This window comes from Nonomuraea sp. NPDC054003 (assembly GCF_055585125.1).
On the sequence record NZ_JBVJKR010000014.1, the window covers coordinates 20544 to 41805 of the forward strand.

22 protein-coding genes are annotated in these 21262 nt (G+C 68.2%); 7 read left to right on the top strand and 15 right to left on the bottom strand.

Features of this window, described 5'->3' with window-relative positions; translation table 11 throughout:
• The first annotated feature begins 9 nt into the window (after window positions 1-9).
• Together ACZ6YG_RS32280 and ACZ6YG_RS32285 are read left to right on the top strand one after the other, a co-directional pair.
• Entirely contained in the window at window positions 10-711 is a 702-nt protein-coding gene (locus tag ACZ6YG_RS32280; RefSeq protein WP_466020072.1) for an SRPBCC family protein, read from the top strand.
• A gap of 187 nt (window positions 712-898) precedes the next feature.
• Window positions 899-1339: a YybH family protein gene (locus tag ACZ6YG_RS32285; protein WP_466020073.1), complete on the top strand. Its 441-nt coding sequence runs from the start codon at window positions 899-901 to the stop codon at window positions 1337-1339.
• Window positions 1340-1488: 149 nt separating this feature from the next.
• On the opposite strand, the gene ACZ6YG_RS32290 is transcribed toward ACZ6YG_RS32285, so the two are convergent.
• Entirely contained in the window at window positions 1489-2118 is a 630-nt protein-coding gene (locus tag ACZ6YG_RS32290) for an LUD domain-containing protein (protein WP_466020074.1), read from the bottom strand.
• Window positions 2119-2309: 191 nt separating this feature from the next.
• Here ACZ6YG_RS32290 and sigJ point away from each other — a divergent pair, with 191 nt between their 5' ends.
• Entirely contained in the window at window positions 2310-3188 is an 879-nt protein-coding gene (gene sigJ, locus ACZ6YG_RS32295) for an RNA polymerase sigma factor SigJ (RefSeq protein WP_466020075.1), read from the top strand.
• A 37-nt stretch (window positions 3189-3225) separates the two neighbouring features.
• On the opposite strand, the gene ACZ6YG_RS32300 is transcribed toward sigJ, so the two are convergent.
• Window positions 3226-3960 (bottom strand): TNT domain-containing protein, encoded by a 735-nt coding sequence (locus ACZ6YG_RS32300; RefSeq protein WP_187281530.1) that lies wholly within the window; start codon window positions 3958-3960, stop codon window positions 3226-3228.
• On the opposite strand from ACZ6YG_RS32300, the gene ACZ6YG_RS32305 reads away from it, so the two are divergent.
• The gene (locus ACZ6YG_RS32305; RefSeq protein ID WP_466020076.1) at window positions 3947-4294 is read left to right on the top strand and encodes a hypothetical protein; all 348 of its coding nucleotides are present in this window, start codon (window positions 3947-3949) and stop codon (window positions 4292-4294) included. The genes ACZ6YG_RS32300 and ACZ6YG_RS32305 overlap by 14 nt on opposite strands.
• 147 nt (window positions 4295-4441) lie before the next feature.
• Here the strand turns inward: ACZ6YG_RS32305 and ACZ6YG_RS32310 are convergent, their stop codons facing one another.
• The 5 genes from ACZ6YG_RS32310 to ACZ6YG_RS32330 form a co-directional block, all read right to left on the bottom strand.
• Window positions 4442-6553: a hypothetical protein gene (locus tag ACZ6YG_RS32310; RefSeq protein WP_466020077.1), complete on the bottom strand. Its 2112-nt coding sequence runs from the start codon at window positions 6551-6553 to the stop codon at window positions 4442-4444.
• 540 nt (window positions 6554-7093) lie between these two features.
• Window positions 7094-7558, bottom strand: coding sequence for a DUF3592 domain-containing protein (locus ACZ6YG_RS32315; protein WP_466020078.1), 465 nt, complete (start codon window positions 7556-7558; stop codon window positions 7094-7096).
• A 74-nt stretch (window positions 7559-7632) separates the two neighbouring features.
• Window positions 7633-8841, bottom strand: coding sequence for a CU044_5270 family protein (locus ACZ6YG_RS32320; protein ID WP_466020079.1), 1209 nt, complete (start codon window positions 8839-8841; stop codon window positions 7633-7635).
• A 17-nt stretch (window positions 8842-8858) separates the two neighbouring features.
• Entirely contained in the window at window positions 8859-9410 is a 552-nt protein-coding gene (locus ACZ6YG_RS32325; protein WP_187281533.1) for an RNA polymerase sigma factor, read from the bottom strand.
• Between the two features lie 129 nt (window positions 9411-9539).
• Entirely contained in the window at window positions 9540-11480 is a 1941-nt protein-coding gene (locus ACZ6YG_RS32330; protein WP_466020080.1) for a serine/threonine protein kinase, read from the bottom strand.
• A 149-nt stretch (window positions 11481-11629) separates the two neighbouring features.
• On the opposite strand from ACZ6YG_RS32330, the gene ACZ6YG_RS32335 reads away from it, so the two are divergent.
• A complete protein-coding gene (locus tag ACZ6YG_RS32335) occupies window positions 11630-12409 on the top strand; it encodes an FHA domain-containing protein (protein ID WP_364228976.1) in 780 nt (259 codons plus the stop codon).
• 42 nt (window positions 12410-12451) lie between these two features.
• Entirely contained in the window at window positions 12452-12829 is a 378-nt protein-coding gene (locus ACZ6YG_RS32340; protein WP_466020081.1) for a hypothetical protein, read from the top strand.
• Here ACZ6YG_RS32340 and ACZ6YG_RS32345 read toward each other — a convergent pair.
• Genes ACZ6YG_RS32345 through ACZ6YG_RS32360 form a run of 4 tightly spaced genes read right to left on the bottom strand, consistent with a single transcriptional unit; the run spans window position 12819 to window position 16405 of the window.
• Window positions 12819-13850: a 3-oxoacyl-ACP synthase gene (locus tag ACZ6YG_RS32345; protein ID WP_271279287.1), complete on the bottom strand. Its 1032-nt coding sequence runs from the start codon at window positions 13848-13850 to the stop codon at window positions 12819-12821. The genes ACZ6YG_RS32340 and ACZ6YG_RS32345 overlap by 11 nt on opposite strands.
• Window positions 13847-14902: a branched-chain amino acid ABC transporter permease gene (locus ACZ6YG_RS32350; RefSeq protein ID WP_148035710.1), complete on the bottom strand. Its 1056-nt coding sequence runs from the start codon at window positions 14900-14902 to the stop codon at window positions 13847-13849. Before ACZ6YG_RS32350 ends, ACZ6YG_RS32345 begins: the two co-directional genes overlap by 4 nt.
• Window positions 14899-15765, bottom strand: a complete 867-nt coding sequence (locus ACZ6YG_RS32355) for a branched-chain amino acid ABC transporter permease (RefSeq protein ID WP_466020082.1) — start codon at window positions 15763-15765, stop codon at window positions 14899-14901. The genes ACZ6YG_RS32350 and ACZ6YG_RS32355 overlap by 4 nt, the downstream gene beginning before the upstream one ends.
• Window positions 15766-15802: 37 nt before the next feature.
• Window positions 15803-16405 carry an ABC transporter ATP-binding protein gene (locus ACZ6YG_RS32360; RefSeq protein ID WP_466020083.1) on the bottom strand — a complete coding sequence of 201 codons (603 nt, stop codon included), beginning with the start codon at window positions 16403-16405 and terminating at the stop codon, window positions 15803-15805.
• A gap of 48 nt (window positions 16406-16453) precedes the next feature.
• Here ACZ6YG_RS32360 and ACZ6YG_RS32365 point away from each other — a divergent pair, with 48 nt between their 5' ends.
• Window positions 16454-18052, top strand: a complete 1599-nt coding sequence (locus ACZ6YG_RS32365; RefSeq protein ID WP_466020084.1) for a recombinase family protein — start codon at window positions 16454-16456, stop codon at window positions 18050-18052.
• Between the two features lie 60 nt (window positions 18053-18112).
• On the opposite strand, the gene ACZ6YG_RS32370 is transcribed toward ACZ6YG_RS32365, so the two are convergent.
• The 4 genes from ACZ6YG_RS32370 to ACZ6YG_RS32385 all read right to left on the bottom strand — a co-directional run bounded on the left by ACZ6YG_RS32370 (window position 18113) and on the right by ACZ6YG_RS32385 (window position 21137).
• Window positions 18113-18283, bottom strand: a complete 171-nt coding sequence (locus ACZ6YG_RS32370) for a hypothetical protein (RefSeq protein WP_466020085.1) — start codon at window positions 18281-18283, stop codon at window positions 18113-18115.
• A gap of 302 nt (window positions 18284-18585) precedes the next feature.
• Window positions 18586-20037, bottom strand: coding sequence for a replication initiator (locus ACZ6YG_RS32375; RefSeq protein ID WP_466020086.1), 1452 nt, complete (start codon window positions 20035-20037; stop codon window positions 18586-18588).
• Window positions 20038-20162: 125 nt separating this feature from the next.
• On the bottom strand, window positions 20163-20399 hold the full coding sequence (locus ACZ6YG_RS32380) for a hypothetical protein (RefSeq protein WP_466020087.1): 237 nt from the start codon (window positions 20397-20399) through the stop codon (window positions 20163-20165).
• Between the two features lie 306 nt (window positions 20400-20705).
• The gene (locus tag ACZ6YG_RS32385; RefSeq protein ID WP_466020088.1) at window positions 20706-21137 is read right to left on the bottom strand and encodes a hypothetical protein; all 432 of its coding nucleotides are present in this window, start codon (window positions 21135-21137) and stop codon (window positions 20706-20708) included.
• Between the last annotated feature and the right edge of the window lie 125 nt (window positions 21138-21262).

Sequence of the window (21262 nt, forward strand, 5' to 3'; positions counted from 1 at the left end):
AGCTCGCCCATGAGTAGGGACTTTCGGATCGAGCGGGAGAGCGAACTGCCCGCTGAGCCAGAGGACGTCTGGCACGCGGTGACGCGCGACTCCGCCGCCTGGTCGATCCCGCTGGACCTGGCCCGGAGCACGGTCGTGGTGTGGGAACCGCCCAGCCGGGGGGTGCTGCGGACGGAGATCGGCGACTGGTTCAACCAGATCTCGTTCGACATCACCCCGTCCCCGGGCGGCTCGTACCTCCGGTACGTGCACAGCGGCATCTTCGTCGACGACTGGGAGAACGAGTACGAAGGGGCGCGCCGCCACACCGAGCTGTACATGCACACCCTCAGCCAGTACCTCAGGTACTTCCGTGGCCGGAGCTTCCGACGTTTCGAGGCGCTCGCGCCGAAGTCGTCGATCACCGCCGACGCGCTCGACAGGATCCGCTCCGCCTGGGGTATCGCGGCGGACACGCCCACCGGCTCCGAGCTCACCCTGCCCGTGCCCGGCGCCGCCGCCAAGGCCGGGGTGCTCGACTTCCACGACGACGCCTTCATCGGCGTGCGCACCGAGGACGCCCTCTACCGCGCCTTCGGCCGCAACGGCTTCGGCTCCCCGGTGGCCGTCGGCGTGTACGAATACGGCGTCCAGACCCGCTCCGAGCGAGACTCGTCCCACGCGTGGACCGTCTGGCTGCGTGATCTCTACGGAGCGGCGACCGCACCATGAGCCTTCACTCACGCGGTGCACCTCGTGGGGCTGGATCGCCGCCGTCGTGTTCCTCGGGCGCGCCTCACTCTGCGGGACCAGACCGCCGAACGCGGTCGATGACTGGGGCGGGCCTGACATCCCGGGGTGCTGTGTCGTCGGACTGGTGACAAGCCCAGATCCCACCGATGGGAAGTGATGAGTGACGATGGCCGCGCACCGTGAGGTAGACGAAGCCGAGATCAAGCGGCTGGTCGAGACGATCGTCGAAGGAATCCGGGCCAAGGATCTCGAGACCCTGAGGCGGCTTTACGCGACGGACGTCGTCTCCTTCGACGTCGAGCCGCCGCTGCAACACGTCGGGATCGAGGCGAAGATGGCGAACTGGAGGAAGGCGTTCACGTTCTTCCGGGATGTGGATTACGAGCTTCGCGACCTGACGCTCACCGTTGGCGATGACGTGGCGTTCGGCCACGCTTTCGGTCGGCTCAGCGGCACGCTGGAGAACGGGACGGCGACGAAGGGCATGTGGGTCCGGGCCACGTTCTGCTTCCGGAAGACCGACGACCATTGGGTCGTCGCGCACGACCAGGTCTCTGTGCCGTTCGACGTCGCCAGCGGCAGAGCCGCGGCCGACCTTGAGCCCTGACGAGTCGCCGAAGCGCACCTGTCCGTGCAGGCGGACGCGCCCGGCCGGATGGTGAAGGGTTCGTGGCGGCACGATGAGACCTGGCCGCGGGACCAGAGTGCCCGGCGCCGGTGTGGCGCCGGGCACTCTGCGGTGACGGCTTCTGTGGCTCAGAATCCAATGGTCTCGCGGAGCAGCAGGACGGTGCCGCGCCCGGGCTGGGGTTCCGCGTTGAGGATGAGCAGGCGGTTGGGGGCGCTGGGCGCGCCGTAGGCCTTCATGGCGCGGTCGTTCTCCAGCGGGAGGCAGTGGTCTTCGACGCGGCGCAGCGCCGTGGGCAGGTCGGACACCACCTTCTGCGCCCCGACGATCCAGATCGCGTGGGCGGCGGCGCCGGCGTAGCCGGGCAGCTGACTTCCGGTGGCCGAGGCGACCACGAGGGAGCCGGTTTCGGTGACCGCGGCGACACTGCCCACGATGACGTCGGGGGTGGACATCAGCCGCCAGATCTCGCGCATCTGGGTGGCGCGGTCCATGGCCAGGCCGCGTGGCTTGATGGCGTCGTAGCGCCCGCTGGTGTTGATGTCCTCCTCGATGCCGGACAGGCGGAGCGTCTCACTGGCCCCGGTGAACACGCTGGCGCCCTCGGGTATCAGCTCTTTGACGCGGGTACGCGCGGCGGCGCCGTCGTCGAGGATTTCCACGGTGAAGCCGTGTTCCGTCAGCGCGGCGGCCGCCCTCTCCAGGCGCTGCGCGGATGCCGGGTGGGTGAACGGTGCTGCCGGCGTTGAGGTGGTCATGAAGCTTCCTGTTCGCTGGATGACGTGTTCGTCTCGGCAGTACGACGACGCAGTCCTCCCGAATGTGAGGTGACGTGCCGACCTCACAGTTCGGCGCGCTGTCTCGTCGAACAATGAGGGCAGTTGCGACCGAGGGAGCCGTCGACACCATGACCACCCGATCCGAGCCAGGGCACGGCCTGAGTGCGCTCATGAGCGAGCGGCGTCAGTTGATCAACCTCGCCTACCGGCTCCTGGGCTCCCTCGCCGAGGCGGAGGATGTCGTACAGGAGACCTACGCCCGCTGGTACGCCATGTCCCGGGAGCAGCAGGACGCCATCGAGTCCCCCGGCGCCTGGCTGACGAGGGTCGCCGGCCGCATCTGCCTGGACGTGCTCGGCTCGGCGCGCGCGAGGCGGGAGCGGTATGTGGGCGAGTGGATCCCCGAGCCGCTGCCCGAGCGTACGGAGTGGATCAGCGGGCGGCCGGGCGGTGCGACCGTCGACCCGGCCGACCGGGTCACCCTGGACGAGTCGGTCAACATGGCCTTCCTGGTCGTGCTCGAATCGATGACCCCGGCCGAACGCGTCTCGTTCATCCTGCACGATGTCTTCTGCCACTCCTTCGCCGAAGTGGCCGAGATCGTCGGCCGGACTCCGGCGGCATGCCGCCAGCTGGCCTCCTCGGCCCGCCGCCGCATTCGCGAGTCGCGGAGTCCCGCGAGTCCGACAGCCCAGCAGGCCGGCATCGTCAAGGACTTCAAGCAGGCGTGGGAGGCCAAGGACATCGACGCCCTGGTCCGCCTGCTCGACCCTGACGCCACGGCGATCGCCGACGGCGGCGGCCTCGCCACCACCTTCCTGCATCCCATCGAAGGCGGCGGGCAGGTCGCGCGTGCCTTGGTCGAGATCGCCGATCAGAAGCCCGGCGACGTGACGATCCTGGAGCGTACGGTCAACGGTCAGCCCGGTCTGGTGGCTCAGCAAAACGGCGTCACCGTGACGGTGTTCGCGTTCGAGGTCGCGGGTGACCGGATCAAGCGCATCTGGGCCGTACGCAACCCCCAGAAACTCCGTCACTGGACGAGCTGAGGCGCGTCTCGGCCAGGGCGGCGGGGCCCTGGACGGTTCACTTGCCGTCGATCAAAAGCTGGGCGGACGTGACCGGTGTGATCTCCTTCAGGTATTTGTTCGCCAGCAGCCAGCTCACCGGGACCTCGTCGTCCGTCTGCGGGAGTTCGGGGAAGTATCTGCTGATCACGTGGTATTGCGTGCCGCCGCCCGGCATCTGGAACGCGGGCGCGGCCGGGCCCACCTCGACGCGGAACGACTTGAGAACTCGGAACACGTGATAGTTGCACAGGTGCTGGGGGTCATCGGGGTTGGTGTTCAGGTTACGCGGCGGCAGCCCCCGCCTGATGTACAGGTCGCCCATCGGCGCCAGGAACGACCCCGAATAGCCGCCGAACCGGTCGAGTTTCATGCCGGCCTGCAGGAAGGTCGTCTTACGCAGCAGCCGGCCGTTCGGGAAATCGCCGGAACGGCCGAAGCCGGCGTCAGGCGGGAAGCGGTAGTTGTTCGTGGTGTAGTCCCAGTAGCGCGAGAGGAAATGCTGCGGGGAAAGCTCGCCCAGCGGCACGTAGCCGCGCAGGATCGCGCCCAGATGACCGGTCCTCGGCAGGACGGTCGGCCCGAGGTCGGGGTCGCCGGTGATGTAAGGAGGTCCGCAGACCCGATGGCCGGCCGGGGGACGGGAATCGTCCTTGCCCGGGGGCGGCGACGGGCGGACGAGCCGGGTCTCGGACTGGACGGCGCTCTCGGCGTGCGCGGCCACGCCGCCCATGCCGCCCATGGCGCCCAACATCGTGCATATCGCGGCGGCCAGCATGGCGCCCCGTCGGTTGTACCGCATGACTTTCCCGTCGATCCTGGATGGCGAACGAATGAGAACTGATCACCAGCGAATCGACGACGCACCGGATCGCGGCGCGGCACAGCTCATTTCTGTTTGGCTGACTGCTACGGCGGTCTTCGGCTGTCCGCATATAGTGATCGGCTTCTACATTCCCGCCATTGTCGGAATCGGAATCCCGGGCAGCATCATGAGAAAGGCAAAGAATGATCCGATAAAAGCGACAAGACTGCCAAACGATGAGTTTCTCGACATGCGATGGTTTGTCTGCAATGTCTGGACATAGGTGCTAATGAAGGCATTTTTCCGGAGATGCTGCGCCAACTAAAGCGCTCGGCGGTACACCATTCGAAGCCGGCCGCTTCCACCGACGTACCCGATAAGCGCCCTCTTTTTGCTCAAATCAGAGACTACCGAAGTGATAACCTCCGGGTCATCTGCCGCCGGATAGCTGCGGATCGCCGTCAGACTCCAGAGCCGCCTCTTCCGTCAACTTATCGGCGCCGACGACATCCTCCCCCGCTGCGCCGGGGTCGGTTCCGGTCACCGCCATCCGGGCGATCCGGACGGCAGCATTGTCATGAGCTAGTCTGCATATCGTAAGCATGGAGTTCAGGCTGGCGCGCAGGTCGTCCTTGACCGTTCCGAGAGGCGCATCCTTGCGGAGCCATTTGACCTTTCGCACCTGCTGGAAGTCGACAGGCTCGTGCGGACGATGTTCGTAGGCCCCGATGACTTCTCCGATGGCGACGTGGCCGGGATTTGATCTGAGCGGCATGGCTACCAGGTCTCCGGATCGGATCTCGGTGGCAAATCTCCAGACTTGTCCCATCCAGTTGGCGATAACATGAGGGCCGGCCGTCGGGAAGGCGTCGCGTAGGGCCTGGGCCAAGTCATTTCGGCTTGTATAGCGGGCGAGGTTCCCCACCTCATGCCAGCCGATGACGATCATTCCCTCCTCCAACGCTCGCGCCTCCCGTTCCCCCTCATGACCACCGCGCACCATCCAGGCTCGAGGCGAAGAATCTGCGGTCAGCAGGTCGTCCAGCGCTCCGATGATGACCGCAGAGGCATCCGGTCTTGCCAGGGCGACCGGAGAGAGGGACGGCCTTCTCGCGTAGTTGTCGGCGGAAAGCTGCGCCGGCATGTTCTCCCAACCAGCGAGTACGGAGACGGCACGGGCGAGTCGCTCCAGGGCATCCACCGATGCCCCCCTGTTGCGCATCCACTCGAAGTTGATCGACAGCACCGACCTGCTCACGCCGGTATAGATGCTCCACACCGCCGCTTCGTCTTGGCCGATGCTGAACCAGGCAGTGACAGAGGGATGGGCACCTTCCCCGAAGTAATAGCTGCGGAAGGCCGGATGGCTCTCCGCATGCCGGTAGACGGCGAGGAGTGTGTCGGCCACGTCAGGAGGACAGTACTCGTCGAGGGCGTGGAGAAGGCTCTCCTCGGTCCACTTGGGCGTTGCTCGAATCACACCTTTACGCTTCGCGTCAGCCTGCGCTGGTGCGGCCCCGAGGGAGCCGGCCTCAACTGGGGGAACGCTGTAGTCCGTAGTCGGCGGCGGGTCGCCGAGTGCCTGGAGTATCGCGATCACAACTGACTCGAGTACATCGATGGTCTGCTCGGCCTCCCGCACAGTGATCCGCTTCTTACGGCGGAAGCTGTCCGGATCGTGGTCGGCGGTGTGCGCGATGTTGTTCCGGCGCCTGGCGATCTCGGTGAGCTGCCTGCGTATCTCATCGGCTTCGATTGGCTTGCTCGGGTCTTGATCAGTCAGCTTGCTGGCGACGGTCTTCCACAGCTTGACCTTGCTGACATGGGAGAACCCTTCTGCGATCTTGTCCGGATGCTGGAAAGTCTTGAACTCGAAGAACTGTTCCAGCGCGGCACGGAACGCGTCTTCCAACGGTTCGGCGTTGCGATGTACTTTCTCCACCAACTCGACCGGCATGGACAGCTTGCTGAAATTGTTCGGACGCGGGGCTCCCGGCCGCTGCGCCAGAGCCACTGCCCGATCGATGATCTCTTGAGTAACCCAATGGTCGAGGGCCGCGACCGCCTGAGTCCATGCCGCCCGGTAGAGGTCCGTGACGTCGAAGGCTCCGACGCCCAATCTTTCCAGATTGCGACCGCCGTGCACGAGTTGCCGGGCATAACCGAGGTTGCGTTGATACTGCTCGAACGCACCTGGGAAATCGCCCGCTCTGAAGAGCCGACGGTCACGGTACTGGCGTTGCAACTCCCGATAGATGGCAACTCCCGGGAAGTAATCCAGTGCCTCGGCTCCAACGCTGGTGATCGACCAGCCGTTCCTCTTGGTCATCCATCCCAGGGACGCCGCCTCACCTGTGCGGAAACTCACCTGGGTCCACCAGCGAATCTCGCCGTGTGCATCAGAACCCCGCAGGTCACGAGGTATGTCAATGCGCCTGGAAACCTCCTCGCGTACAGCGTCGGGTGACATTGGGCCCTCGGCCCCACGTAGCACCTCCAGAGTAGCGCGGAAGATCGGCATAATGTGCTCGGCGAAGGACATATGGCACACCTCTCTATGTTCCGCTATCAGCCTCGGCTCAGCGGGGATACCAACACTCCCCAGAACACAGAATCTCCTGACAGGGTACGACCCTCACACGTCACGGAAAGCCGGTAATCGCGATAAACCTGTGCTCCATCTCTAGTGGGCGGCCCGGAAACGGTGACGCTCTGCAGCCCCAGACAGCACACGGCTCCACTACGATTCGTAGAATATGTGAACGTCCGGTCGTTCACTCAACGTGGACACAAAGGTCGAAACGCCAGGAACACGCGAATGCGTCGTACGGAGCCGGGGACATCGGTGGGCCATGTACGGCCGGTGGCGCTCGCCCTTCGGATGCAAACGTTCTGCACATGTGAAGGCCAGGGACGTCGGCCCTGTCGGTCGTTCGCGGTTCGACTCCACTCTGGTGTTGACCAAGGCCGAGGCACTCACGAACGTCACGGAGCAGACCTGGCCGGGCTCATCAAGAACTGGGATCTTCCCATCTGAGCCAGCCGCGGTCTCGGCCCTTGATCGCCAGGCCTGGTTCCACGGTCAGGGGCGTCGCCGGGTGAGACGGCGGCCCTTGAGGAACAAGAGCGTGCCGACCGGGGTGAACACCAGGCCCAGTGCGCCGGTGATCAGCGGGGCCAGGAACGCCGACCAGAACGAGGAGATCCGCGCGTCGGACGGGTCGTCCGGGTCGTAGGCGACGGGCACGCTCTCGCCCTCCGCGTAGGCCGGTGGGTTGCTGCCCGTGGAGCTCTGGAACGAGTACTGCCTGCCGTCGACCGTGAACTCCACGGTCGGAAACCACGTGGTGCTGCGGCGGATGTAGCCGTCGGAATTCCGGGTCGTGCTGGTCCGTGCGGTCAGCTCCACCACGGTCCCGTCTGTCCGCTGGGCCGAGGCAAGGAAACTCGCCGTGGAGGCGGCCAGCGCGATGGTGACGCAGAGCAGGACCAGACCGACCAGGCCGAAGATTCCGCCGACGAGGGTGAAGAGCCGTCCGTTGTGCATGGGACGAGTGTGCCAATACCGGTGCCGGGCGCGCTGCCCCCTGTTGCCGCAGTCGGGCAGCGCCACATGGCCGGCTAGCGTTGCGGGCGCCGGCCCGGCTTGTCGGTCCAGCCGAACTCCTCGAAGGTGACACGGACCGTGTCCTCGTCCTTCTCGGCCACCGAGTACTCCAGCAGTTCCGCCGTGTCCTCGTCGACGACGAGCTGGAACTCGTACCCGTCGTCGCTCTCGACCGCCAGGCCGACCCCCGCGCGCCCGGTGGCGTCCTCGACCTCGCCGTGGGAGGTGATGCCGGGCTGGTCGGCGAGGATACGGAAGATGGCCGCCCGGGTGCCGGGAGTGGTCGGGGCGGTCATCAGGTCGACGGTGGTCTGCCACAGGTAGAGGTCGAACTCCTTGTGGGGGTCCGGCAGTTTCGCGAACTGGGCGCGCAGGCGGCCGGCCAGCACCTTCTTCGACGTGGGCAGGTCGCCGACGTTCTGCATGGTGATGTCCATGTTGGGGATCGACAGGGGCCGCGGAAGGTTGTCGTCGACGCTCTTGGGCTTGTCCTCCGCCAGTTTCGGCGAGCCCTCCTCCTTCCACTTGGCCTCGTCCTGCGGTGAGGGGAAGACGACCTCGCGATCGCTGCTCTTCACGCGGTGGGTGCCGCCGAGCCGCTTCGGCCGCCACCGTTCCTCGGACTCGACGATGTACGCCCGGTACGGGGGCCCGTCGGGCTGGATGCTCTTGCGCAGGTTCTCCAGCTTCTTGTTGTACTTCTCGTTGATCGCCACCAGCTCGTCGTCCTCGGCGCCGGTCCTGTCGACCTCCGCCTGTTCCTGGAGCTGGAGCTTCCGCGCCTCGGTCCAGAACTCCTCCGGCAGGTGGGCGGTGGGATGGGTCGTACGCTGTCGCACGTACCAGTAGTCGCCGGTCGCGGCGGGCTCGCGCAGTGCGGTGGCCGCGGCGGCGAGCAGGAAGGATCGGGCGTCGATCCGGGTGGCCGGCGACGCCCCCGTGCCGCCGGTCGTGCTCCCGGGGGTGCTCGAAGCCGCGACCGGCGGGGTGTCGCCGGCGGGCGTGCCGGACAGCACGCCGGTGGAGACGACGACCGCTCCGGCGGCGACCGCGGCGACCGCGCCGGTGGCCAGGAGAAACAGAGGACGTCTCGGCGCGGGTGCCGGGTTCCGGGTGCTGCTGAACGTTCGGGCGAGGTCCTCGCGGCGGCGCCGCCGGTAACTCGCCTCGGCGAGTTCGTCCAGCTCATCGGGCCTGAGCCGGGCGAACATACGGTCGGTCATGTCTTCCCCCACGGGTGTCAGCTCTCCTCGGCGAAGTGGCCGCGCGTCTGTCGCATCGGCCGTCGCGCGGCTCCCATTTCCTGGCGCAGCCTGCTGTCGAGCCGCTTGCGCGCCCGGTGCAGCCGGACGTTGAACGCTCGCGCCGAGCAGCCCATGACCGTCGCGGCCTGGTCGGGCGTCAGGCCGTACCAGGTGGCCAGGATCATCGCCTCCACGTCCTTCTCGGGAAGGGCGCGCAAGGCGGAGATGGCCTGCTCCCGGTCCACCACGTGCTCGGCGACGTCCCAGGCGACGTGCTCCTGCTCACTGGTCAGCTTGGCGATCCGCTCGACCAGGTCCTCGCGCCGGTACCGCACGTCACGCTGCTTGGCGAGCTTGTTGCGGGCGACGCCGAGCAGCCACGGCAGCACCTGCTCGGGCAACTCGTCGAGCCGCCGCCAGGCCACGAGGAACGTCTCGCTGCACACGTCCTCGGCCACGCCCTGTTCGACGCGGAGCAGCACATAGCCCAGCACGTTCCGGTAGTACCGGTCGTACAGCAGGGTGAATCGTTCTTCGGGATCGTCCACACCCAGTAGTCCCGCCGGCCGCCGCTCGATTACCGCCGGGCCCGGACTTGTTCCAGCATCATGAGGGCCTGTTCGCTCGTGGACATGTCGAGAACGGCGCCTCCTTCGGGAGGGGTCCCGGCGTGTGTTTCACGAGCCGGTGGGGTTGATCGTGAAGAACGGGGCGAGTTCGGCCTCGTCCGGGGACTCCAGCAGCCTTCGCAGCAGTTTGCCGTCGAAAGCCACCACGCGCACCTCGTCATGGGCGCCGTTGTCGTTCTCCCAGCAGTAGAGATGCGACTCGTCGTACCAGCCGAGCACCTTGTCGCAGTCAGAGGAGAACCTGTGCACCTGCTTGCCGGTGGCGGCGTCCCAGAGGCAGTGGTCGCTTTCGTCGTCACCCGGGCAGTCGGTCACGAACACCCTGCCCGAGGGCGAGAAGAGGTCGACGGTGCCGGAGGCCAGCGGCCCCACGCCCGGCAGGTCGCGCGTGCGTCTGCCGGCGGCGTCGAAGAAGCGCAACCCCTCGTCCTCGCCGTAGACGATGACGACGCCCTGATCGGCGCCGTCCCAGCCGAAGTCGCTGTCACGGATCGAGTCGTCGGCCACGTCGACCACCCGGACCTTGCTCTGGGCCACGTCGTTGCCGGCCACGTCGACGATGGCGAAGCCCAGGGTGGTCCAGACGTCCTTGCCCTGCTTGTTCTCCAGCTTTCTGTTGAGGTTCAGGAGGACCTTGGAACTGTCCTTCGACCAGGCTCGGATGCTGGTGTCCAATGGTTTCCGTACGGTTTTGACCCGGAAACTGGAGCCCGCCTGCCGATCGGTGATGAGGATCGAGTCGTACCCGTCCGAGGTGTAGTCGTCCGGCCTTCCCACGAGATAGCGGCCGTCGGGGGACACTCGCGACTCCAGGTTGCCCGGATACTTGTCGAACTTCCCTCGCAGCGACTGCCTGGCATAGTTGACGTCGTCGTCGAGTTTCTTGTCGTAGGCCTCGTACGACGTCAGCGTGATCGGGTCGGACGGGCTCTCGTTGAGCGTGATCGGCCCGCCCGGCAGCGTGGTCGGCGACGGCGCAGCCGTGGACTCCCTCGCGGTCGGTGGGGGTGTGGGCGTGCCCGTCCGCAGCGAGCCGACCAGCACTGTCGCGGCCACCACGGCGGCCGCGACGACCAGGGCCGCGGCGGCGACGACGAACGGCCTGCGCGACGTCCTGCCACCGTCAGTGGGCGGAGCGCCGTCCGGAGCGGCCTGCCTGGTTCCCTCCACGAGCGGGTCGGCGCCGAGCTCCGGATTGCGCAGCAGGCGCGTGATCACGTCCATGGCCGTCGGGCGGCGCTCCGGCTCCTTGGCCAGGCACTGCCGCACCAGCTCGCCCAGCCGTTCGTCGAGCGCGCCCAGATCGGGCTCCCCCGTGAGCACGCGGTTCATCACGGCGTGCGTCCCGTCGTTGCCGAACGGCGCCCGCCCGCAGGACGCGAAGACGATCGTGCCGGCCCAGGAGAACAGGTCGGCCGCCGATCCGAGCCCGAGCCCTCTGATCTGCTCGGGAGCCATGTACGCGGGGGTCCCGATCTGCGTGCTGCTCGTCATGGTGGCCGGGCCGAGCGTGCGCGCGATGCCGAAGTCGATCACGCGCGGGCCGTCGGCGCCCATGATGACGTTGCCGGGTTTGAAATCCCGGTGCACCACGCCGGCATCGTGGATCGCGGCGAGCGCGGTGGCGGTGCCGATGGCCAGCCGCTCCAGGTCACCGCCGGAGAGCGGGCCGTCCTCCCTGACGATCCGCTCCAGCGAGCGGCCCTCGACGTACTCGCTGACGATGTACGGCCGGCCCTGCTCGACACCCGTGCTGAGCACAGCCGCGGTGCAGAACGTCGCCACCCGCCGGGAGAGCGTCGCCTCCTGCATGAAGCGCGCCATGCTCTCCTCGTCGGACGGGTGCAGCCATTTGACGGCCACGCGCGCGTTCATCGGAGTCATGGCGAGGTAGACGACACCCTGCCCGCCTTGGCCCAGCCTGCCGAGGAGTCTGAGACCGCCTAACTCCTCGGGGTCGCCGGAAGTCAGCGGCATGTAATCAACCATGTGGTAATTGTGATCCTTCGGAGTGGATCTACCATAGCCTTACCGAGCGGCGAACGTACCCGAACTTCCCTCTGTCAGGCCTGCCGGGCTCGTGAAAGGTTAGCGGCATGGCATCGGCGAAACACGGCCCCCGCAGCAAGGTGGACCTCTTGCCGAAGGAGTCCGTCTCCGGCGGACTTCCGGCGGACGTGCCGGGCAGCCTGTACGTCCGGGGGACCAACGGCGGGATCCGCGTCGCGCCGGACGCCGGGTTCGACGTGGTGTTCGGGCGCTGCGAGCCGGATGTCCACGTCTGTGTCGGCCTGGACGACCCGTACGTCAGCCGACAGCACGGATTCATCACCTACGAGAACGCGCGATGGGTCCTGTGCAACCTCGGCAACCTGCCCATCCGCCTTCCGGGCGGGCGGCTGGTGCTCACCGGACACCGCGCGCCGCTGCCGGTGGCCCACACACCGCTGTTCATCGTCGCCCCCCGGCAGGAGCACCTGTTCGAAACACGGATCGTCATGACATCGCACCCGGCGACGCGGGTCCCCCAGGAGGCCGACACCCGCGACCCGAACGGATGGCCACTCAGCACCGTCGAGCGCCTGGTCCTGGTCTGCCTGGGCCAGCGATATCTCCGGCCCGAGCCCTGGCCCCAGCCGTTGACCTGGGCCCAGGTCGCCGACGAGCTCGGCCGCCTCCGCCCCGCGGACAAGTGGACCGCGAAGCGGGCCGCCCACATCGTCACCCAGACGCGTAAGCGGCTCAGCGCCAAGGTGCCCGGGCTGCTGGAGGAGGAGATCCCGCCGCCGCTGGGCAACACGCTCAACCACAACCTGATCATGGCGCTGCTGGTCTCCGCCACGATCGGCCCCTCCGACCTCCGGCTCCTCGACGAACCGGCCGGCCCGCCTCCCGGCACGGTCGATCCCATCCCGTGAAGCCCGGGACCCCTCCCGGACGGCGGCCTGTAGGAACAGACCATGAAACGGTTCTCCATCACCGCCATCGCCCTCGCGTGCGCACTCGCCGTGGCGCCGGCCCTCGCCGCGCAGCCGGCCGACGCCGCGGCCAAGCCGGACCTGCGGAGCTGCTACGACGGGAAGTGTAAGTTCACCTTCACCAAGCCGGTGAGCTTCCGGGTCTCCGCCACGTACGGCTCCCGCAAGATCCGCGTCTCCAAGGTGGACGCCGAAACGGTGGCCGTGCGGACGACCTCCGTACGCCGGGTCAACGGCCGGGTGTTGACGACCGGCGGCGGCGTCAACCTCGGGGAAGGCGGCCGGGGATCCGTCGGCGGCCTTTCGTTCCGCGTGCTGTCGGTCACCGACCGAGGGGCGACGATCCGCTTCACCGGTTGACGCCGACGGGCCCCCGACGGTTCCAGCGCAGCGCGGTGGCGGCCCAGGTGTAGCCGGTGCCGGCGGCCAGCAGCAGCACGATGTCGTCCGGGTTGAGCCTGCCCGTGCGTGCCGCGCGGTCCAGGGCGAGGAGCGGGTCCACGCCGCTCATGTGTCCGGTGTCGTCCAGATAGAGGGCGCGGTCGGCGGGCAGTCCCAGGGCGGCGAGCAGGCCGTCGTGCATCGAGCGTTTCATGTGCAGGACGCACAGCTGGGCGACGTCGTGCAGCCCGAGGCCGGATCGTTTGAGCGCCCCTTCGGCCACCCGCACGAAGTTGGGCAGCGAGACCCGGTCCAGGCCCTCCTTCATCGAGGCCGGGTCGGACACGTCGATCAGGTGCCGGCCGTTCCTGACCGTGTGCTCGCTGGCGGGCTCGACGCTGCCCCCGGCGGGGACCCGTACCTGGTGGGAGAAGGAACCGTCGGTGATCATCTCGCTTTCGAGCAGTTCGGCGACACCGCCGTCACGGGTGAGCAGCGCCGCGGCGGCGCCGTCCCCGAAGTTGAAGGCGAAGCGGGAGCGGTTGTTGGTGTAGTCGAGCAGGTACGACTCCCGGCTGGCCGCGACCGCGAGCACCCGCCTGAGGTGCGGCTCGGCGACCATCAGGTCCCGGCAGACCCGGAAGGCCACCGGGGTGCCGCAGGAGACGTAGTCGAGCTCGAGGGCGAAGGCGCGGTGCGTGCCGAGCAGGTGGGCGATCCGCGGCGCGGCCTGCCAGACGGCGTGGTCCTTCCAGGTCGAGCCGAAGTAGACGACCGCGTCCACGTCGGCGGGGTCGGTCCCGGTCTCGGCCAGCACCTGGGCGCCCGCCTTCGCCGCCATGTCGGTGACGTGTTCGCCGGGTGGCGCGATGTGCTTGCCGCTCAGCCCGAACCGCTCGACGATCACATCTTCCGGGATCCCGCTCAGGGCCGAGATCTCGGTCGCGGTCATCCGGTGGCGTGGCAGGTAACTCGCGGTTCCGGCGATGCGCACGCTCACGCTTCTCCTCGGGACTCGGTACGGCGGACCAGGGAGACGATGCCTCCGGGCAGGAACATGATCAGAGCGACGAAGAGCACGCCGAGGACGAACATCGGCTCGCTGAGCGGCCCGCTGACCGTGGTCGACAGATCTCCCAGCCGGTGGCTCAGGTAGGTGTAGACGAGGCCGCCGATGAGCGCGCCGGACAGCCGGCCGGATCCGCCGAGCACGACCATGACCAGCAACCCGAGCGTGAAGGTGGAGTCGGTCACCTCCGCGTGGGCGCCGCCGACGATCAGCGCGTAGACCATGCCGCCCAGGGTCGCCAGGAACGACGACAGGGTGAAGGCCATCAGCTTGAACGCGTAGGAGCGCAGGCCCAGCACGGTGACGCGGGTCTCGTTGTCGCGGATCGCCCGCCACACCCGGCCCGGCCGCGAGGCCAGCGCCCAGCGCACCACCACGACGGTCAGCACCAGCAGCGCCAGCGCCAGCCAGTAGCGGTACTTGGCGTTGACCACGCCGACCAGCACGTCGGGCAGTTGCTCGTACGGGAGCGCGAGGCCGAGTTCGCCGCCCGTCACCCGGAACGGGTCCCGCACCACGAAGATGGCTCCGGCCTGGGCGAAGGCCAGGGTCGCCATGGTGAAGGCGATGCCGCCGACCCGCAGGACGACGGCGCCGAGCACCAGCGGCACGGCCACGCCGAGCACCACCACGTAGCCGAGGGCGCCGCCGAGGCCGAGGCCGGTGTTGGTCAGCACCACCGCGGTGGTGTACATGCCGATCGCGACGTACAGCCCGTGGCCGAAGGAGAGCAGGCCGGTGAAGCCGAACAGCAGGTCGTAGGTGATCGCGATGGCGGCCATCACGCACATCAGGGACAGCAGGTGCAGCACGCCGGGGCTGGCGAGCGTCCCGTCGAAGAGCAGGGGGATCTGGACGTCGAGGGCGGGCAGCGCGGCCATCAGCAGGAGCAGTGCCAGCGAGACCGGTCTGACCCACGGGCGCGGGCCACCCAGGATGCGCGCCGTGGCCACCGCCCCGGGGCGGGTCATCTGGTCGGTCATGTGGCGACCCTTCCGAGCAGGCCCTGGGGGCGGATGAGGAGGATGGCGGCGAGCATGAGGACGACGATCAGGTCACCGGCGCCGACCAGGCCGTAGAAGTTGGCGTACTGCTGGAGCAGGCCGACCAGGACGGCGGCCAGGGCGGAGCCGCGGAACGAGCCCAGACCCCCGATGATCACCACGATGAACGCGTAGATCAGCAGGCTGATGCCCTGCTCCGGCGAGACCGCGTTGTTGATGGCCCCGGTGAGCGCGCCGGCCAGGGCGGCGAGCGCTCCGCCGATGGCGAAGACCAGGGTGAACGCCCGGCGTACGTCGATGCCGAGCGCGGTCACCATGGCCCGGTTCTCCACCCCGGCCCGGATGATCAGCCCGTACCGGGTCCTGGCCAGGAAGGCCGACATCGCCAGGTACACGGCCACGGCCACGAGGATCAGCAGGAACCGGTTGTTGGGGATCGGGGCGCCGAAGACCTCGGTCACCTCGTTCATCCAGGCCGGGGTCGCGATCGGGTGGGCGTCGGATCCGAAGACCGACCGGATCAGCGCGGTGATCGCCAGCAGCAGTCCGACGGTCAGCAGCACCTGCGGCACGTGCGATCCGTACAGCCGGCGCAGCAGCGTCGTCTCCATCAGCGCCGCCAGCGCGGTGCAGACCACGATCGCGGCCAGCACGCCGAGGGTGAAGCTTCCGGTGGCGTCCACGACGAGCCACGCGGCGTAGCCGCCCATGGTGAGGAACGCGCCGTGCGCGAAGTTCAGCACGTCCATGAGCCCGTAGATCAGCGACAGCCCGGACGCGACGAGGAAGTAGAGCGCCGCCAGGCCGAGCCCGGTGATCGTCAAGAGGATGAAGGTGCTCATGCCCGCGCTCCGGTACGGCAGGCGGCCCGGCGGCCGGTCATCGTGCCACCCCCACTCCGAGGTAGTCGCGTGTTCGTTCGTCGTCGTTGAGCAGCCGGCCCACGTCGCCGGTCCAGACGACGCGACCCTGGTCGAGGATCACCGCGTCCCTGGCCAGGCGGCGGACCAGGTTCAGGTTCTGCTCGACCAGCACGACGGTGACCAGGGTGGCGACGCGCGTGAGGGCGTCGGCCAGGTGGGTCACCAGGTGCGGGGCCAGGCCCTGGCTGGGTTCGTCGATCAGCAGGAGGCGGTTGTCGTTGAGCAGGGCGCGGGCCAGGGCCAGCATCTGCTGCTCGCCGCCGGACATCGTCCCGGCCCGCTGGCGCAGCCGTTCACGCAGCCGCGGGAAGAGCTCGTAGACCAGGTCGTAGTGGTGCGGGCCGCCGGGACGCTCGGCCAGGCGCAGGTTCTCCTGCACGGTGAGGCCGGCGAAGACGTCCCGGTTCTCCGGCACGTAGCCGACTCCCAGCCGGACCACCTCGTGGGTGTGCAGGCGGGAGATGTCCCTGCCTTCCAGCAGGATCTCGCCCCGGCGCTGGACCAGCCCGAGCAGACCGCGCAGGGTGGTCGTCTTCCCGACTACGGATTTGAGGCACATAATCGAGGTAGAACCACCGGAAACGGGCACAGCGAAGGGACGGGAACCATGGGCAAGCTCCAGACCGCAGCCGAGCGAACCACCAGTGGGCAGCACGGCCCCGAGCAGCCCCGTTGGGTCGTGGACTACACACGCAAGAGCTTGGACAAGGCCAAGACCGGTGCCGGAGTCAGCAGCCAGCACGAAGAGAATCAGGATCTTGCCGACGAGTTCGAGTTGGGCGAGATCCGGTTCACCTACAGCGACAACGACGTCTCGGCCTATCAGGACATCGAGCGTCCGGAGTATCTGCGCATGCTGGCGGACATGCTGGCGGGCAAGATCGCCATCATCATCATCTGGCACGCCAAGCGGCTGCACCGCAAGGTCGAGGAGGTGACCCAGTTCATCAAGATTGCCCGCGCGCACAAGGTCCGGTTGTTCAGCGTGGCGCGCGGGGGCGAGTACAACCTGAACAAGCCCCAGGGGCGCAGGGATCTCATCAACGACACCAATGAAGGCGAGTACGAGTCCGGCGAGCGGGGCGAACGGGTCGCGCTGGCCCGCAAGCGTCAGGCCCGCAACGGTGACTATGGCGGTGGCGTCCGTCCTTACGGTTGGGGGGTGGACACCGGCCGGGTTCGGTCGGTGTGCGTGAACCCCACGGCCCCGACGATGGAACGCGTCTATGAGGACCGGCCCGTCATGGACAAGACGCGGCACAACGAGGCGGAAGCCGCAGAGATCCGGCGATGGGCCAAAGAGCTCCTTGCAGGCGTGCCGATGGAACAGGTCATCCGCGACATGGCCAAGCGGGGCGTCAAGACCGCCAGCCAGGCCGACGGCCGGACCATCAAGCGCAAGGGCAAGGTCATGCAGACGCAGCGGTGGACCGCCCGCACGGTCAAGCAGATCTTGACGCACCCGCGTACCTCTGGCCACTCCGTCTATGACGGGAAGATCATCCGCCGGGACGTGTACGAGCCGATCATTCCGGAGGACACGCGCCAGGCGTTGATCACGATGTTCGCCGACCCGTCCCGCCAGATGAGCCCCGGCAACACGCCGAAGTGGCTGGGTTCGCTGATCGTGCTGTGTGGCCGGTGCGACGACGGCACGACCGCGACCGTCCGCAGGAACAGCCGGGGCGAGCCCGTCTACCGGTGCCGCAGCAAGGGGCATTGCCTGCCCAGGGCCGAAGCGCTGGACGCCTACCTGGAGCGGGTACTGATCAAGCGCCTGTCGCGCGAGGATGTTCACGATCTCCTCCCGGCGCATGTGGACGTGGACGCCGCCGCGTTGCGCGAGGAGATCGTGACGTTGAACCAGGCCAAGAAGAACGCCGCCCGTAAGGTCACGCTGGGCAAGTGGGACGAGGAGACCGCCGACGAGGCGATCGCTACCGCGATGGCCCGGATCGAGGAGATCCGGGGGATCTTGAAGCAGGCGACATCGGACAGCCCGTTGGCCGAGTTCGCCGCATCCGACGACGCGCAGCTCACATGGGACGGCCTGTCACTAGGCCGCAAGCGGGAGATCCTGAAACTGTTGGTCACGGTCAAGGTCCTGCCGATCGGCCGCCGCCGCAACGTCCCCGTGGAGGACTGTGTGATCATCGATCCGAACACGCCGACCCCGCCCCAGCCCGGCATGCCGCTTGCCGCGTAACGCGCCGGTGCCCCCGCCGACGATCGCACCCGGCGGGGGCATGCCCTGATCTCAGGGCAGCTAGCGCAGCAGCAGCGCGAGCCGTTCACGCTGGCCTTCCGTCAGCGGAGGCCAGCCCCGCACCATGGCCGTGATCTTGTCATCGTCGCTGTCTGTCGGCCCCGTCGGCACGTCCGCCGCGTGCTCCTGTCCGGGTAACCGCTGATCTTCCGTCCTGTCTCGCCCGTCCATCCCCTTGCCGCCTGTCTCGACCGGCAGACCAGGCCCCGCACCGGCCCCGCGCCCATGATCAGCGCAGGCCGGAATCAGGGCAGGCCGCCCCATGATCGTTTGATGAGCGCTGTCGGACAGCGGCCGGGCAGCCCACCCACCCACCCACAGCAGAGTGGTTACGCGCCGTCGATCAGGCGCAGGTGAGACGCCGGGGAAGAAGGGCCAACCCCGAACAGCGAAGAACTTCCGAAGTGGTGCCTACGGCACGTTTTCCCAGGTGCGCACCCTGGCCGCAGTCGCCGGCACGCCGTATGCGCTGGCTATTCGGTCAGGCCCAGACGCCGCGCTTGACGCGCTTGGCGATGCTCACGCCCCAGCACATCGGCCAGCACCCGATCCCCGAACGTGTGGTACCCGATACCGGCGATCCGCCATTCACCGACCACGACCACCGCCCCGCCGCTGTCGTGCGCCCACGGGTCGTGCTCCCGACCGGCCTGTGCCCGCCGCCAGGCCCGCCGCCGCTCACGTAACGCGGTGAAGGTGGTGGAGTAGCGGCGGCTCTTGGACGTGACATGCCCCCGGAACCCCAGCGTGTGCACGTGCCGCGCCAGCCGAAGCGTCCGGCAGGTGGCCAGGCGTGCCAGCTTGCGCACCGTCGCCGTCAGCGCCGCCACATGCCCCGCCAGCCTGCCGCCCGTATCCTCTTCACCCGCAGCAGGCCGGGAGGCGGGCAGCCCGCTCACACTGTCGGACAAGGTCTTGGTCGCGTACTTGGCCAGATAGCCCGCCACCCGAGCCGCGTCCACGTCTCTGGCCGCCACCGGCCGCACATCCAGTTGCCTGCCCCAGCACGCCACCGCCGCCGTGTGAGCGTCCACCACCGGCAGGGCCACGCTCACCCGTCCGGCAGCCTGCCGCAGCGCCGCCGTCAGCAACTCCACTCCCGCCCACGCCGGAGCGGGCAGCACCGCATCCGGATCAGCCGGGTCCACCCCGTCCAGCCGCGCCAGCACGTGCAGGTGCACCACGCCCCGACGCTGGAACTCGGCGACCTTCACATACGACACCCGCAGCAGCTCCCGGATCTGGCGCACCCCGACCGGCCGCCCGCCCAGGGCTGGAGCCAGCGCGGCCAGCGCCCGATACACATAGATCACCGTGCGCCGCCACAGCTCACCCACGTGCGCGTTCCACAGCACTTGCCCGGCCAGGTCCGCACAGTCCACGCACAGCGGAGCCCCCACCACAGCGTCAGCGAAATCGTGGCGCGCAGGGCACCCTAACGGCCTGCCATGCTCGCACATGCCCTTACCGCGCTTGCCGCTCTGTCCGCCCCGCACGGCACGGCAGATCCCGCCGTCACGTGCCGCGTGCACCTTGCCGAAGCTGGGCGCGGTGAAGGTGGCCAGCACGATCGGGGTGCCCCCCGGCTCATCCCCGTCATCCAGCCCGTCAGCGCTCTCGTCAGCAGTCCCGCCCCGGCCAGCCGTCACCCCAGCGGCGAACACGTGCCAGGCATCGGCGCGGTAGCGGGCCGCGCACGGGGGGCACACGCTTTCGCGGCGGTCCTTGCACGCCACCAGCAGCACCCCGCCCGGCTCACCGGAGCTGTCATAACGCGCTCCGATCTCACCGGTCCCCTGATCGACCATCGTCGCCGAGCCGGACAGCCGGACCGGCCGCACGCAGAACCCCGCGCGCTCCACTTGCCCCGCCCAGCGCCGGTAGTCGTCATCATCGGCCACCCGGGCGATCATCTGTCCCAACACGGACGTGCTTCTCATCATCTGACATCCCCTTCCGGACTCTTGCCGGACCCGTCCACAGCCGGGAGCGGTTCCCCGCGACGCGCCCCCGGTGCGCAGACTTCCCGAGCGGTTCTAGGCGCGGGCGATCAGCGGCCCGCCCTCACCGGCTCCCAGTGCTCCAGGACCGCGCGCCGCAGCGCCTCCAGGTCCTCCGGCGCGTCCAGCAGCGCCGCCCCGAGCCCGCCGCACTGCCACGGTGCGTGCACGAACGCCCGAAGATCCTCTTCCAGTCGTTGCTGGCCGCACTTGCTCAGCCACCGGATGAACCGTTCCGCCGCGTGCTCGTCCCCGATCTCTCTCGGCTGGAACTCTTCGTCTGCCACCCACATCTTCACGCGCTCGTCCTCCTTCTCGTTGTTCGCGTGTGCCGCACAGCGCCCGATGCGCCCGCGACGTTCCCAAGGGTGAGGCGGCACCCCCGTTGTGCGTGTTGTGCCGGTTGAGACTGTCAGATACCCACCTTTATCAACCAAGCAATCGCTTGGTTCAAGGCTTAGGTGACAATCCGTAGGCGATAATCTCGCTTTCCGGAAAGCCGCCCGGGACGGATGTGACGATCCCGGACGGCTCTCGGACCCCCGCGACGGCTCCCAGCCCCCGATCAGCCGCCTGTCACCGCGACCGGACGATCAGCCCGCGACCCGCGCGCATGTGGCGGGTACGTACCCCTGCGTGAGGCTCTGCCCGAGCCAATTACGCGTCGCGGGGATCTTGACCAGGTACCAGTTACGGCCGCTGCGACCGCACTTGTCGGCGTAGCCGTTCGAGCCGTTGCCCCGCAGCACCCCGCACGACGTCAGGGTCCTACCGGTGTCCCTCACCCGCAGCACATCCGCGTTCGTGAAAGCGAACTCCCGCACGCCGACGCGAACCCCGGTGATGACGATCTTCCGGCAAGCCGCCTTCCGCGCCGTGCTGGCCGTGCTGGCCGTGCTCGCCGCGCTGGCCGCGCTGGTCTGCGTACCGGTGTGCGCGGTGGCGGGCAGCGCGACCGCGCTGACAGCCAGCCCAGCGGCGATGATCGCGGAGGCGAACAGGGTGGACGGCTTGAACTTCGACATGATCTTCTCCCTGTGGAGTAGGTGGTGACGGGGTGCCGGTCGGCCCCCGCCGATCAGCGGGCCGGATGCCCGCTGTCGTGCACAGGTCGCGCGTGATCGCATGCGATCCCCGGACCTGCCGCGTT